We start from the raw sequence: 15,601 nt of genomic DNA, 5'->3' as shown, positions 1-15,601 counted from the left end.
CTTTTTTAACCATCTTTTTTAAAGAATTATAATCATTTTCTCTGAGTTCTAATTTTCTATGTTTCATATTATTATAATATATAATTTAAAGTATATAAACATTTAGAATTAAATTGCCTTAACAATATATTGAATATTTTACATGTTTCTATTACATTAATCTAGAAAGATAATTTACATTATTTAATAATATTCATTACTCAGTAATATTAATTCTTTATTTTAGTTATAGGTGTATAAAATGAAAAATAATTTGCTCAGATTAAGAAATGCTTTATCTAAACACGGAAAACAACTTGAAATAAAACATAAACATAAAGAATCTTTAACTAGATGGTATAAAAAGTATAAAACTGGAGATCTAAGTGATGAAGTACCCAACTATCCTTTATTTCAAAAATGTATATTGGAAAAATTATTAGGATATAAATATGATGAAGACTTTAAGTTTGAGTATCCTTTAGGTCAAAAACATGTAGAATTTATGATACTAAAAGACAACGAGCCATATATAGCTATTGAATTAAAAGGGACAGATACTAATTTGACAAAGTCTTATGGGGGACTAAGTGCTGTAGAACAAGCATCTAACTATGCAAGCAAAAAAAGCACAATTGAATGGTATATTGTATCAAATTACTATGAATTCCGTTTATACAATGCAAATACACAACATAACTATATTTTATTTACACTTGATGATTTAAAACATGACAATACAAAATTCAAAGAATTTTTACTTATATTCTCTAAAGAATCTATATTAAATAAAGGCATTCTTAATAAATTGTTAGATAAAAAAGGACTATTTGCACAAGACTTTAATATTGAAGACGAGTTTTATAAACTATATAGTGAAACAAGATCAATGTTAATTAAAGAATTAGAATATTCCAATGACATAGATAAAAATACAGCCATTAGTAAAGCACAATTAATATTGAATAGATACATTTTCATTTGTTTCTGTGAAGATAAAGATTTATTACCCGATAACACTACAAATGATGAAATATTAACTCCAATAAGAAGAAAAGTTCTAGCTATTAACACATTATGGAATCGTTTAAATGAATTATTTTATTTTATTAACAATGGAAATGAAGAAAATGACATAACTGCATTTAATGGAGGGCTATTTAAAGAAGACATTAGTTATTTAAGAATTAGGGACAAAGTAGATGAAGAGGATTTTTATAAAGATATCTCTTTTAAGTGGAGCTTTCTAGAACAAGAACACATAGTAGATCATGAACTTAGAAATTATCCTAACATAAATAAGATTTACAGAAATTTATTAATCATATCTTCTTTTGACTTTGATTCTCAACTAGATGTAAATATACTTGGACATATCTTTGAAAATAGTATCACAGACATTGAAGAAATCAAAAATGAAAAAACAAGTAAAAGAAAAAAAGAAGGAGTTTATTACACTCCCGACTATATTACAAAGTATATCTGTGAAAATACAATTATTCCTTATTTAAGCAACAATGAAAACAACAAAATTGATGATTTAATTAAAGAACATCAAAATAATATTGATGAGCTAGAAAATAAATTAATAAATATTAAAATTGTTGATCCAGCATGCGGAAGTGGTGCATTTTTAAACAAAGCCACAGAAATACTATTAGACATTCACAAAGCTATTTACGAATTTAGATATGAAAACACAAATAAAAATAATTTAGATTATATCTATGATGATATTGACAATAGAAGAGATATTTTATTAAATAACATTTATGGAGTTGATTTAAACCAAGAATCAATTGAAATAGCTAAATTAGGACTTTTTTTAAAAGTATGTAAAAATGATGTTCCATTACCTAATTTAGATACTAATATTAAATGCGGAAATTCATTAATAGATGATTTTACTATTGTTGAAGATAAAGCTTTTAATTGGAATAATAACTTTAAGAATATTTTTGATAATGGTGGTTTTGATATTGTTATTGGAAATCCACCATGGGGTGGAGAGCTTTCAGATGATGAAAAAAATTATATTAGGGACACATATTCAAATGTAGAGTATCAAATTAATAGTTATGTAGCATTTTTAGAAAAAGGTAACCAAATTCTAAAAGAAAAAGGTTATTTAGGCTATATAACTCCTTCAACATGGTTATATATGTTTTACTTTAAAAAAATAAGGAAATTTTTAATATCAAACAATACAATTAATCAGGTAATACATTTTAAATATTTTGTATTTGATGATGTTATTGCTGAAAGCTCGGTTATTTGTTATAAAAAAGAAAAATACTATAATATTAGTGAAATTAATTTCAAAATAGTAAATAATATCGATGAATTTTTATATAAAAAATATGTTAAAATAGAGCAAAAAAAATGGGAAGAACATTATGAGGATGGATTTTTGTCATATGTGGATGAAAATTCTTTTTATCTTAAATTACTTAATAAAAATGAAAAATTAGGGAATTTATGCACATTTTCAACAGGTATAAAACCATATCAAAAAAACAAAGGCACTCCCAAACAAAGTAGAGAAGATATAGATAATAAAATATACTCTGCAACTTATAAAATAGGTGAAAATTATGAGCCTTATTTGATTGGAGGAAACATTAATTCATATAAAATAAAATATCCCAATAATCAATGGTTGAAATATGGAAAATGGTTAGCAGAACCAAGGTCAAAATTTAATTTCAATCAACAAAAAATTGTTATTCGGCGAACAAGCAGTCAAATATTTGCGGCTATTGACAAATATGGATTTATTAATCTTAATAGTGTTCATAACATGATTTGTAATGATTCAAGTAAGTTTTCTTTAGAATATTTTTTATGTTTATTAAATTCAAGTTTAATTAATAATATTTATAATTATTTAGTCCCAGATGAAGGAAGAGTTTTTTCAGAAATAAAAATAGCTAATTTAAAAAAATTACCTATTCCTAGAATATCGATTGAAAAGCAATCTTTTTTTGTAGCTAAATCAAAAAATATCATAGAATATAATAACTGCCTTCAAGATGAAATAAATAACTTCAATAACTGGTTAATTAGAACATATGATATAGGAAAGCCTTCTAAAAAGCTCAATAACTATTATGAACTAAGTTTTGAAGAGTTTTTAAATGAATTAAAAAAAATAAAAATAGATATTTTTCCAAGAAGAACACAAGAACTACTAGAAAAAGAATTTAATTCAAGTAAGTATCTTATACATTCATTAAAAACAGATGTCAAAGTTATTGATAATGAAATTGATAAAAAAGTTTATGAATTATATGATTTAACAAATGAAGAGATTGAGGTTATAGAAAAAAAGATTAATAGGTAATTCAACAAATTATAGTTTCACGCATTGGTTTACAGGTAATATAATGGAAAATAAAGACAATAATAATAATAATAATAATAATAATAATAATGGTTATATGAATAATGACAGCAATAGTAATAATAATCCTGATAGTTTTGATTCTAATGAGATGTTCAATTCTTTGGATTTAGATGAGGATATTGTATATTCATCAGATATTTTAGATGATTTAGGGGATTTTCCTCAAATTAATTTAGAGACTGATGATTTAATTATTGAATTAACATTAACAAAAGACTATTCAAAATTTAAAGACCATGAATCTCGCAAAATTGCTTTTAAAAAAGATATTAAAGAGTTTTTTGATGAATTTTATGCCACAGAGGAATTTAATGAACTTATTGATTTTTATTCAGAAAAATGATCACATATAAACTAATATTTTAAGTTTTATCCATTATTTTCACATCAAAGACTAAATGCCACATTCCAGGACTGGTTGACTTAACTTTTCTATTGGATAAAATCTCTATTTCTTTATTAAATTTAATAGCCATATTTTGCAATCTTTTTTTACCTTCTTCATAGTTTTTTCCAAATTCGTAGTAGTGAATAACCCCTTTATCTTCAATAAGTGAAAATGATAAGTCTAAAAATTTAAATGCTGATCCAGGTAAATTCATGATTATTCTATTGAATTTTATATTTTCATTACTACATTTTTTAGCAATTTCACAAATGTCACTTTCTTTAGGATATATTCTCCCCTTTAATTTATTTAAATTAATATTTTCTTTTAAATACTTAATAGCTTCTTTATTTATGTCTACTGCAGTTATATTTACATCATGATTTTTAGCTATTAAAATAGGAAATGGACCAATACCTGTAAACATATCAAGTATTTTTTCATTATTTTTCACTTGATTTGACACCCTTAACCTCTCACTTCCAAGTCTTGGTGAAAAATAGACAGTTTTAACATTTAATTTTAATTTTATACCATGTTCTTTATAAATTGTCTCTGGATTATTTTCCCCACATAAAAATTCCAAATTTCTCGTTCTTATTACTCCAGAAACAGCCCCTTTTTTCATAAAAACAGATTTCCTTTTTGTAAACTTAAGTGTAGCAATGGCTATTTCATTTTTATACTTTAAAAGTCCATCTGGAATTTCTAAAATCACAATTTCTCCAACAATATCAAAAGATTTTTTTATTTTATCTAGCTCACTAGAACATATTATTCCATCTAAATCTTCTTTTAATGTATCAATAACACTTGATGGCGATTTTTTATAATTTTTAAAATTCAAATCTTTAAAATTCGAATCATTTAAATTCAAATTTTTACCATCTAAATCAATTACTTTTATTTCTTTAATAATTGTTGAGTTTATTTCTTGAGAGTAATTTAAAGATTTTTCCATTTCTTGTTTTATTTCGTTTAAATTTTTTAGTTTAACAACAGGAATAAAACCATAACCATCTTTTGTTTGAAGTTTATAGTTTCTTTCAACAAGATTTTTTTCCATTAATATGTTTTTTAAAGCATTTATGCCATTTAAAGGAACTTTAACAACCAACATTTTATCTTATTGCATTTAATTTTATCTTATTGTACTTAATTTTATCTTATTACACTTATAATGATAATTACAATTATATTTTTTTTTAGTTTTTTTTTAGTTTTTTTTTTAAAAATTTTAAATTCTAAGTTTTTTAATTAACTATTTATATTATCTTGAAAAATATTTAAGTATATTGATTTTAAATTAGATTTTTTTAATAAAATTATTTTCATGGTTTATAATGCTTGTTCGTGAATTTAGACTTAAAGATTTAGAAAGGGTTTATAAAATAGAAAAAGAATCATTTGATTTGCCTTATGACATTAATATTTTAAAAGAACTTTATAATATTGGAGCAGGATTTTTAGTAGGTGTTGAGAATGATAAAGTTATAGGGTACATTATATTCTGGATTAAAGATGAGTTTTTAGGTCATATAATATCTATTGCTGTTAGTGAAAAATATCAAAATAATGGTGTAGGCAGGAAGCTTTTAAGTAAAGCCATTGAATTATTTATTGCTTTTCAAATAAATAAAATTAAACTAGAAGTTAAAGCTACAGATGTTAAAGCCATTAATTTTTACAAAAAAGCAGGTTTTGTTGAAACTAATTTTCTTCATTCATATTATGGAAAAGGAGTAGATGGAATTCGTATGCTTTTAGATCTTCAATATGCTCCTAAGAAAAACTAAAGTATCCATAAAATTCCTAACATCAATAGAACTCCATAAGATTCATAAAAGTTTTAAACTGAGTATGTTTAATAAAATTCATAAGTTTAAATAATTAAAAATTAAATCAATTTAATTTTAATGGAATTTTTTTACTGATTTTATTGGAACTGAAAATTCATCTTCTATAGATTGCCTGTAAATTGAATTCATTGTACAAAATGGAATTATACGTCCATCAGGAACAGCATAGTGGATAACACACTTTTTAACTCTGTCTTGGTCAAAATTGAATGGATCCATGAAATGCATACATGAAATAAGTAATGATTTTTTGTGGAAGTCTCCTAAGGAATGATAATCTTTATTTTTAAAGATAGACCCTAAAATAGATTTAATATTCAATCCTTCTGGGGCATGTTCATCATCTATAACTTTTGGAAGCTTTTTAAGAACCTTAGCTAAAACACGAGTTTTAATAGCAAAACCTCCATTGTCTAGTTTTTCAGCACTTTCAGATAAGAACTCTAAAAACTTATCGACATTAATAAAGTTTGTTACAGGAATAATTTTATCCTCATCTATAAATATATATGTAGCCATTCCACAGTGTTGATGACAGTTTAGAATAACTGAAGGATCTTTGTCTTGTAATGCACCAATAAAATCTGATATGGACTCAACTGATGAAGGTGGATAAAAATCATCTTCTTTTATTTGATTGTCAGTTTGTTCACTAGTTAACTGCATAAAATCAGGTATGGTTATTCGTTGTTTTTCAACTTGGTCTGCCGGAGTTCTCCCTGCAAATGAAACTGGTTGGAAGTTTACTCCGTGAATAATATCTATGTTATCAATAGCAAATCTTATTATGTCTCCTATTTGGTCATCATTAATTCCTTTAACAAGTGTAGGAACTAAAACAATACCAAGTCCTGCTTTTCTACAGTTTTCAATAGCTTTAAGTTTGTGTGGAAGAACATTTTTTGCTCTGTTGTAGATGTAAGGTTCTTCTGTCACACCATCAAATTGTAAGTAAACAGTGTTTAATCCTGCATCAGCTAATTCTTGAGCAAATTCTTCTTTTCTAGCTATTCTTAAACCATTTGTAGCTATTTGGGTATGAGAAAACCCTTCTTCTTTTGCCAATTTAATTAAATCAACAATATCTTTTCTAACTGTTGGTTCTCCACCAGCATATTGAATAGCTGGGGTAGGAACAGGTTCTAATCGTCTTAAATTCCTAAGCATTGTTCTAATTTCTTCATAAGATGGTTCAAATAACTTTTTACTTACAGCAGCATTTGCAAAACAAACTGGACACTTTAGATTACATCTGTTTGTCACATCTATTAAACCAAGAATTGTACTGGTTTCATGCTCTTGACACAATCCACAAGCACTAGGGCACTCGGTTTTATTTATTGTCTGAGGATTTTCAACACCTTTTGTTGTTGGGACGAACTTATCTGCATTTTTATATAATCTAGCATCACTCCAGTAAGTATTGTCAAAACTTCCATGTTCAGGACACTCTTTTTTAATTTTTATTTTTCCATCTTCCTCATAGACTTCTGCATCTAATGGTTTTAAACATTCTGGACATAAACTTTTTGTTTTTTTAATGTGCAATTAAAATCACCTTAGTTCTTAAAATAAATAGGTATATAAAAGTATAATAAATATTTCATGATATTTAATAATAATTCAATAATAATAATATCAATAATAAAAATTTAATAATAATTCAATAATAATTTAACAATAAATTAAAATTTATAATGTATAATATTTATTAAAATTATTATTTATATTTATCTTTTTTTTTTAAATTTTTTTTATATTTATACAAAAATTTATCAACTTTCTTTAAATTATTTTATTTAAAACATTATAAATAAAAATATTTATATACAATATCTTTTTTAAAGAATTATATAAAATGTCCTAAAGTTTTAATTTATTTTATTATCAATATTAAATATAATTCAGTAATATAATTATTCAGTAATATAATGTATTCAGTAATATAATGTATTCAGTAATATAATATATTCAATATTAAACTATAATCTTATCAAATATTAATTATAATCATCTAAGTTAATTACTATCTAAGTGTTAATTAGAATCATCAAATATTAATATTATAAAACAAGGTGAAAATATGGTTTTTAGGATTGAAATTGAAAAAGAATTGTGTATTTCCTGTGGAAATTGTATTGATGCATGTGAAGCTATTTATGAAGTAGGCGAGGATAATTTTGCCCAATTAATTGGTGGCGAAATTGATGATGATGGATTTTCATTTAAAGAATATGAAGACATTGATTGTGCAATTGAAGGGGCTGAATCTTGCCCATCTGGGTGCATAATAATCTATGATGAAGATAGAAGAGTTGTTTAATAATTAATAATTCAATTATTTAATATTCTTAATTATTTATTTTTTAATAGTTATATTTTAATTAGTTATTTTTTAATTTTTTAAATATAATTTATTGGTTTGAGTATAAGATGAAATTATAGCAAAAGATGAAAATATGGATGAAGAGAAACAATTATTGGAATTTGAAGAATTATTAACCACTGATTTATATGAATTAAATGAATTTACATTTGTTTCAGGTGAAAAACTTAATAATTTGACTCTTGAATATTCTACAATAGGAACACCAATTCAAAATGAGAATAATGAGATTATAAATGGAATTTTATATTGTCATGGCTGGGGTGGAGATTCAAAGTCAATTAGGCGTTTACATGAAATTATAGGTGAAAATAAGCTATTTGATACAAATAAATTCTTTTTTATATCTATTTCTACATTAGGTTCTCCTAAATCTTCCTCTCCATCAAATTCTAGACTAAAGAATAGATTTCCTAAATATACAATTTTGGACATGGTTAATTTTCAAAAAAATTTTTTATCTGAGAAATTTAATATAAACCATCTTAAAGGGCTTATTGGAAATTCTATGGGTGGGTTTGAAGTATTAAGTTGGGGATGTGAATATCCATTTGACATGGATTTTTTAGTTTCAATTGTAAGTTCTTATCAAGTAGCAGGTCATAATTATTCATTATTTAAAATAATGAATGACATAATAATGGCTGATAGTGAATATAATAATGGAGATTATAACAAACCTTTAAAAAACCTTCCTGTTGCTTATGAATCTATGGGACCATTTGGTCTTTCTTGGGAATTTTATCGAAATCATCAAACAAATGAAGAATTAAATCAATCATTAAATGAAATGCAGGAAGAAGCCAAAAATTTAGATGGAAATGACATAATTTATAGGAACAATGCTTGTTTAAATTATGATATTGAAGATAAATTAAATAAAATAATAGCTAAAACTTTGATAGTTGCTATTAATCAGGATTGTTATTTCCCACCAGATTTAGATGCTATTCCAATGTCTAAATTAATAAAAAATTCTAAATTGGTAATTTATGATTCATTATTAGGTCATGTAGGTAGCCATGAAATTATTAAAATAGAACATGACTTAAAAGACTTTTTAAACCTACTTTTATAATTTTTTCTATATTTTTATATTTTTTTATCTTTTTTTTAAAGTTTACTTTTTTTTTTAAAGTTATTTGTATTTTTTTTTAAAATTTAAAAAATCAACTTTAATGCCTTTTTAACATATAACATGTTTTAATTTTCTATTTTAAAATTATTTATCTTATGATTTTTCTTATTTTTCAAATATATTTTTATTTTATCCTTTTTTTGGAAAATTCAGTACTTCGAGCATATATTAGAAAAGAATAGTTTATAAGAATGCTAGATTCAAAAATTGTCCCTTATGATGATGTTGGAAATCTATCTGAATATTTCATCTAACAATTTGTCTGTCAGTTCATGCATAGGTATAAATATTATAAAGTATATATTTTTAATTTAATATTACTAAGTTTATTTAATTAATTTTATTTAATTAATTTAATTTTAATTAATTAAATAAATAAAATTTTTTTTATATTACTCTATTTTATTATTTATATTTATATTTTTTATATTTTTTTTTATTTTTTAAAATTTTTTATTTTTTTGCTACTGCTTAAACTAAAATCAGATTCTTTTTTGATTTTAAGTATATTATAAATGTGGCATGATAAGTTATTAAAATTTATTGTGTTTCTTTCATTTGTTTGATGGATGCTTATTTTTTCTATATTTTATGGGGGCAATAAAATGATTAGTAATAAATTCAATGCAACAAAGCAGATAATCCTTATTTTTGCAATTTTATTTGTTTTTTTAACAATGGCTAGTGTATGTGCTACAGATTTACCTTCTTTTGATGGGAACAATACAACTACAGTTAGAAATTCAACAACTGTGGCATCCACAAGTGTAAGCGATAATAAAATAATTATTACATCCATTGATGGCTCACAATGAGACTATGAGATTAAAGGAGTTTGTTACTCAAGAGATCAAAATTCCAAACAATTTTATACTTATTATAAGGAAGATTTAAAAAAATTAAAAGCCATTAATGCTAACACTATAAGAACTTACAGATTGTTTGTTGCATATGATTCAAATAATCAAGTGAATTATACAAAAACTACTGAAATGTTAGATACTTTTGCTGCAAATGGAATTAGTATAATGGTTGGTGTTGCTGATCAGGAGAGTGGAGATTTTTTAACTACTTATTTAAGCCATTATGCTAACCATCCAGCTATTCTAGGTTATTGTATCGGAAATGAGTATAATTATCATTACTCAGAATGGTTTGGAGCAGATGAAACTATAGGACGAATCAATTGGATGACTAAACTTAATAACACAGCTAAAATAATAAAAAATGCTAGTCCTAACCGTTTAGTTGCCACTGCTCATGGTGAACTTCCTACAAATGAAGATGTTATAATTTACAACTCCATGCCTAACTTGGATTTAGTTATGGTGAATGTTTACTCTGGATATAGCTTTTGGGGTAAATTTACCGACTGGAGTGCAAGTTTTTCTGCATCTGCTAAACCAATAGTTTTTTCTGAATTTGGTCGTAGTTCAAAATCTGGATCTGGTGAAAATACATCTCAACAACAACTTGAATGGACTGAATCACTTTTAAATGAAATATCTGCTCATTTAAATACTAATTCTGCGGGATCTTTTATTTTTGAACTTGTGGACGAGAGTTGGAAAGGGTCAAATGAATTTAATTCAAATATAGGTTCTGAGGGTTCATTAGGTATTTTTACCAATGGTTCTGGAACTCCACAGCAAGAAGCAAAACCTGTAGCCTCTAAAGTAGCCGAACTTTGGAGTGGAAATTTAAGCAATAATATTATTCTTTCACAAGTTAACACAAGCAATATTTTATCTCTCTCTACTTTAAATACAGTAGTTAATTCTCCTGTAACATTTTCTGCAGTTTTAAACACTACTTATGGTGTTCTTCCTGGGCGAAACATTAAATTTTATTTAAATGGAACTTTAATAGGTCAAAGTACCACTAATTCAGCTGGCGTAGCTACTTTTAAACATACATTTACAAGTTCAGGAAGCTTTGCAATTTTTGCTTCTTTTGATGGTGATTCCAGTTATGGTGCTATTAATTCTTCTGTTAAATCTGTTTCTGTTGATAAAATTGTTCCTAGTCTTTCTTTGAGTTCTAATGTTGGCAGTGTTAGTGTTAATTCTGTGGTGGTGTTTTCTGCTGTTTTGAATAGTGGTTCTGGTGTTGTTTCTGGTAAGACTGTTAAGTTTTATGTTAATGGGAGTTTGGTTGGTAGTAATGTTACTAATTCTCAAGGATTAGCTGTTTTTAGTCGTAATTTTAATTCTGTTGGTAGTTTTAGTGTTGTTGTTTCTTTTGATGGTGATAGTTTATATTCTGCTAAAGATTCATCTTCAAAATCAATAGTTATAAATGCAGCTCCCGTTCCTAGTTCTTTAACTATTAATTCTAATAATGTTTCTGGAATTAAAGGTGCATTAGCTATTGTTGATACCATTTATTTAAATAGTGGAATATTTAAAGGAATAAATAATACTAACATAATAATTAATAAAAATGTTACAATTATTGGTAAACCTAATGCAATAATTGATTGTGAAAATATTTCTTATGCTTTTTCTGTTTCTTATGATGGTTCTTTGACTTTAATAAACATTACAATATGTAATTCTTTTTCTTCATCAGTTGTAAATTCTAGGAATTTAACTGTAATAAATTGTAAGTTTCTTAATAATCATGATAGTGACCGGGGTGGTGCAATTTATAATTATCGTTATGCAACGGTTATAAATTCTTCATTTGATAATAATTCTGCATACTATGGTGGTGGAGCTATTTATAATAACAATTTTGATTCAAGTAATTTGATTGTAGTTGGTTCTAATTTTACCAATAATCGAGCTGAAATAATTCCGCCTGTTTATGATGACTATGGTGGTGGAGCTGTTTACAACTATAAAGGCAATACCACAATTAAAAATTCAAATTTCTTTAATAACATTGCTGAAGTTAATGGTGGGGCTATAAATTCATCGTATGGTAAATTAACTATTGAAAACTCTTCATTTGTTGGAAATGTGGCAAATGGAAATGGTCAGTATATTGCTCAAGATGGAGGGGGAGCTATTTATAATTATCAATACAGCAATCTTTCTGTTTCTAATTCTACATTTAAAAGCAACAGGGCTAACAATAACAGTGGAGGAGCCATTGTCAGTAGTGGAAATATCAGTGTTAATGAGTGTATTTTTGAAAAAAATGTGGCTAAAAGTCGTGGTGGTGCAATCGAATATGCAAGAAACAATGCTACAATTAGTAACTCTAAATTTGTAAATAATTCTCTTAATTCTGGTTATAATTATGGTTCAGCTATTTATAGTTCAAATGATGGTTATATGGTTATCAATAACTCTACTTTTGAAGGAAAAGGAGAATTAGAAGTTATTATTTCAGGATATGGTGACCATTTAGTCATAAAAAATTCTTCAAAAGTTAAAATCTCTACTACAATTTCTTTAAACTCAAATCTAGCTTCTGTTGCTGCTAATTCTGTGGTGGTGTTTTCTGCTGTTTTGAATAGTAGTTCTGGTGCTGTTTCTGGTAAGGCTGTTATATTTTATATTAATGGTAGTTGGGTTGGCAGTAATCTTACTAATTCTCAAGGTTTAGCTGTTTTTAGTCGTAATTTTAGTTCTGTTGGTAGTTTTGGTGTTGTTGCTTCTTTTGATGGTGATGATTTATATTTTGCTAAGAATTCTTCTGTTAAGTTGGTTTCTGTTGGTAAAATTGTTCCTAGTCTTTCTTTGAGTTCTAATGTTGGTAGTGTTAGTGTTAATTCTGTGGTGGTGTTTTCTGCTGTTTTGAATAGTGGTTCTGGTGTTGTTTCTGGTAAGGCTGTTAGGTTTTATGTTAATGGTAGTTTGGTTGGTAGTAATACCACTAACTCTCAAGGATTAGCTATTTTTAGTCGTAATTTTACTTCTGTTGGTAGTTTTGGTGTTGTTGCTTCTTTTGATGGTGATAGTTTATATTCTGCTAAGAATTCTTCTGTTAAATCTGTGTCTGTTGGTAAAATTGTTCCTAGTCTTTCTTTGAGTTCTAATGTTGGCAGTGTTAGTGTTAATTCTGTGGTGGTGTTTTCTGCTGTTTTGAATAGTGGTTCTGGTGTTGTTTCTGGTAAGACTGTTAAGTTTTATGTTAATGGGAGTTTGGTTGGTAGTAATATTACTAATTCTCAAGGGTTAGCTGTTTTTAGTCGTAGTTTTAGTTCTGTTGGTAGTTTTGGTGTTGTTGCTTCTTTTGATGGTGATAGTTTATATTCTGCTAAGAATTCTTCTGTTAAATCTGTATCTGTTGGTAAAATTGTTCCTAGTCTTTCTTTGAGTTCTAATGTTGGCAACATTAATGTTAATTCTATGGTGGCACTTTCTGCTATTTTGTATAGTAGTTCTAGTGTTGGTTCTGGTAAAACTATTAAATTTTATGTTAATGGTAGTTTGGTTGGTAGTAATGTTACTAATTCTCAAGGGTTAGCTGTTTTTAGTCGTAATTTCACTGTTATTGGCAATTTTAATGTTTTTGCTTCTTTTGATGGTGATAATTTATATTCTGCTAAAAATTCATCTTCAAAATCAATAGTTGTAAATCCATTTAATCCTGCTCCTAGTTCTTTAACAATAAGTTCTAATAATGTTTCTGGTATTAAAGGTGCATTAGCTATTGTTAATACTATTTATTTAAATAGTGGAACATTTAAAGGAATAAATAACACTAACATAATCATTAATAAGAATGTTACAATTATTGGTAAACCTAATGCAATAATTGATTGTGAAAATAGATCTTATGCTTTTTATGTTTCTTCTGGCTCTTTGACTTTAATAAACATTACAATATGCAACTCTTATTCTTCATCAATTCTAAATTATGGGAATTTAACTGTAATAAATTGTAAGTTTGTTAATAATCATGATAGTAGCGATGGTGGCGCAATTACTAATTATCGTTATGCAACAGTTATAAATTCTTCATTTAATAATAATTCTGCATACTATCGTGGTGGAGCTATTTATAATTATAATTATAATTCAGGTAATTTGATTGTAGTTGGTTCTAATTTTACCAGTAATCGTGCTGAAATACTTCCACCTGTTGGTGATGAGTATGGTGGTGGAGCTGTTTACAATTATGTGGGCAATACCACAATTAAAAATTCAAATTTCTTTAATAATATTGCTGGAGTTAATGGTGGGGCAGTAAATTCATATGATGGTAAATTAACTGTTGAAAACTCTTCATTTATTGGAAATGTAGCAAATGGAAATGGCTATTATATTGTTCAAGATGGAGGAGGAGCTATTTATAATTATCAATACAGTAATCTTTCTGTTTCTAATTCTACATTTAAAAACAATAAGGCTAACAATAACAGTGGAGGAGCAATTGTAAGTAGTGGGAATATCAAGGTTAATAATTGTATTTTTGAAAAAAATCTTGCTAAAAGTCGTGGTGGTGCAATTGAATATGGAAATAAGAATGCTACAATTAGCAACTCTAAATTTGTAAATAATTCTCTTATTTCTGGTAATGATTATGGTTCAGCTATTTATAGTTCAAATACGGGTTATATGGCTATTGATAACTCTACTTTTGAAGGAAAAGGAGAACTAGAAGACATTATTTATGGATATAGTGATTCTTTATATTTAAGGAATTCTTCTAAAGTCAAACTTCCAACTAAAATGACTTTAAAAATATCCAAATCCTCAGTTAAATATGGATATTTGGTAAAATTCACTGCAAATCTTACAAATGCCGAAAATAAAGCAATTAAAGGTCAAAAAGTATATTTCTGCCGTGGAAACACAAAAATTGGATTTAACACTACAAATAGTCAAGGAATAGCTATTTTTAATTACTATAGTAAAACTGTTGGTAAATTCAATGTCACTTCAAAGTTTACTGGAGATTCAAACTACTACAGCATTAGTTCTAACAAAAAAACTTTGACATTGGCTAAAGACACACCTAAATTGACTTTTACAATAGCTAAAAAAAGACTAAAAGTCAAAAAGAAAGTTAAAATTAGTATAACTCTTAAATCTAGTCTTAAAAAAGCTATTAAAAAGCAAAAAGTCTATCTTTATTCCGCTGGTAGAAAATGGTTTACTGCAACTATAAATTCTTTAGGTAAAGCTACTTTCTATACTAAATGGCGTACTAAAGGAGCTTTTACTCTTTATATTAAATTTAAAGGAAATAAATACTATAAATCTGCTATTTCCAAGAAGATTAAAGTAACAATTTACAGATAAAACATTTATTTTTTATTGTTGCTATTTTTCAATTCTTTTTTGTTTTTTTATTATTTTTTAACAATTTTTTCTTTTTTCTTTTTTCCTTTTTTTTTTAAATCTAATTTTTAATTATTATTATTTTGTTTGGAATATTTTATTTTCATCAACTTTTTTTAATTAATTTTGTTTATTTAGATTAAAATGTTTCTTATTATAACTGTTTCATAGTAAATCATTTATTTAATAAAAAATATAATATATAC

Annotated in this window: 9 protein-coding genes; 7 read left to right on the top strand and 2 right to left on the bottom strand. The window is 25.9% G+C overall.

Annotation, left to right across the window (positions count from 1 at the left end):
* Window positions 1-241: 241 nt before the first annotated feature.
* Window positions 242-3,322, top strand: a complete 3,081-nt coding sequence (locus tag MBCUR_RS07975) for an Eco57I restriction-modification methylase domain-containing protein (RefSeq protein WP_067092359.1) — start codon at window positions 242-244, stop codon at window positions 3,320-3,322.
* Between the two features lie 43 nt (window positions 3,323-3,365).
* Window positions 3,366-3,728 (top strand): hypothetical protein, encoded by a 363-nt coding sequence (locus tag MBCUR_RS07970; protein ID WP_084269638.1) that lies wholly within the window; start codon window positions 3,366-3,368, stop codon window positions 3,726-3,728.
* 19 nt (window positions 3,729-3,747) lie between these two features.
* Here MBCUR_RS07970 and MBCUR_RS07965 read toward each other — a convergent pair whose 3' ends face one another.
* A complete protein-coding gene (locus tag MBCUR_RS07965; protein ID WP_067092357.1) occupies window positions 3,748-4,893 on the bottom strand; it encodes a class I SAM-dependent methyltransferase in 1,146 nt (381 codons plus the stop codon).
* A 223-nt stretch (window positions 4,894-5,116) separates the two neighbouring features.
* Here MBCUR_RS07965 and rimI point away from each other — a divergent pair, with 223 nt between their 5' ends.
* A complete protein-coding gene (gene rimI / locus MBCUR_RS07960; RefSeq protein ID WP_067092355.1) occupies window positions 5,117-5,569 on the top strand; it encodes a ribosomal protein S18-alanine N-acetyltransferase in 453 nt (150 codons plus the stop codon).
* Window positions 5,570-5,686: 117 nt separating this feature from the next.
* Here rimI and tes read toward each other — a convergent pair whose 3' ends face one another.
* Complete coding sequence (gene tes, locus MBCUR_RS07955; RefSeq protein ID WP_067092353.1) at window positions 5,687-7,180, bottom strand: tetraether lipid synthase Tes; 1,494 nt, start codon at window positions 7,178-7,180, stop codon at window positions 5,687-5,689.
* 535 nt (window positions 7,181-7,715) lie between these two features.
* Between tes and MBCUR_RS07950 the strand changes: the two genes are divergently transcribed.
* The 4 genes from MBCUR_RS07950 (at window position 7,716) to MBCUR_RS07935 (ending at window position 15,356) form a co-directional block, all read left to right on the top strand.
* Entirely contained in the window at window positions 7,716-7,955 is a 240-nt protein-coding gene (locus MBCUR_RS07950) for a ferredoxin (RefSeq protein ID WP_067092350.1), read from the top strand.
* A gap of 136 nt (window positions 7,956-8,091) precedes the next feature.
* Entirely contained in the window at window positions 8,092-9,096 is a 1,005-nt protein-coding gene (locus tag MBCUR_RS07945; protein WP_067092348.1) for an alpha/beta fold hydrolase, read from the top strand.
* A gap of 665 nt (window positions 9,097-9,761) precedes the next feature.
* The gene (locus MBCUR_RS07940) at window positions 9,762-9,971 is read left to right on the top strand and encodes a hypothetical protein (RefSeq protein ID WP_067092346.1); all 210 of its coding nucleotides are present in this window, start codon (window positions 9,762-9,764) and stop codon (window positions 9,969-9,971) included.
* 153 nt (window positions 9,972-10,124) lie between these two features.
* Entirely contained in the window at window positions 10,125-15,356 is a 5,232-nt protein-coding gene (locus tag MBCUR_RS07935; RefSeq protein WP_169805821.1) for an Ig-like domain-containing protein, read from the top strand.
* Window positions 15,357-15,601: the final 245 nt, after the last annotated feature.

Source organism: Methanobrevibacter curvatus (genome assembly GCF_001639295.1).
In the GTDB taxonomy this organism is placed as follows: Archaea; Methanobacteriota; Methanobacteria; order Methanobacteriales; family Methanobacteriaceae; genus Methanoflexus; species Methanoflexus curvatus.
This window is presented reverse-complemented; position numbering and strand designations above follow the sequence as displayed.

What these genes read in the sequence shown, in the direction of transcription:
- MBCUR_RS07965 (WP_067092357.1), bottom strand. Translation starts at nt 4,893, where the DNA reads ATGTTGGTTGTTAAAGTTCCTTTAAATGGCATAAATGCTTTAAAAAAC.
- MBCUR_RS07945 (WP_067092348.1), top strand. Translation starts at nt 8,092, where the DNA reads ATGGATGAAGAGAAACAATTATTGGAATTTGAAGAATTATTAACCACT.
- MBCUR_RS07970 (WP_084269638.1), top strand. Translation starts at nt 3,366, where the DNA reads ATGGAAAATAAAGACAATAATAATAATAATAATAATAATAATAATAAT.
- rimI (WP_067092355.1), top strand. Translation starts at nt 5,117, where the DNA reads ATGCTTGTTCGTGAATTTAGACTTAAAGATTTAGAAAGGGTTTATAAA.
- MBCUR_RS07940 (WP_067092346.1), top strand. Translation starts at nt 9,762, where the DNA reads ATGATTAGTAATAAATTCAATGCAACAAAGCAGATAATCCTTATTTTT.
- MBCUR_RS07975 (WP_067092359.1), top strand. Translation starts at nt 242, where the DNA reads ATGAAAAATAATTTGCTCAGATTAAGAAATGCTTTATCTAAACACGGA.
- MBCUR_RS07950 (WP_067092350.1), top strand. Translation starts at nt 7,716, where the DNA reads ATGGTTTTTAGGATTGAAATTGAAAAAGAATTGTGTATTTCCTGTGGA.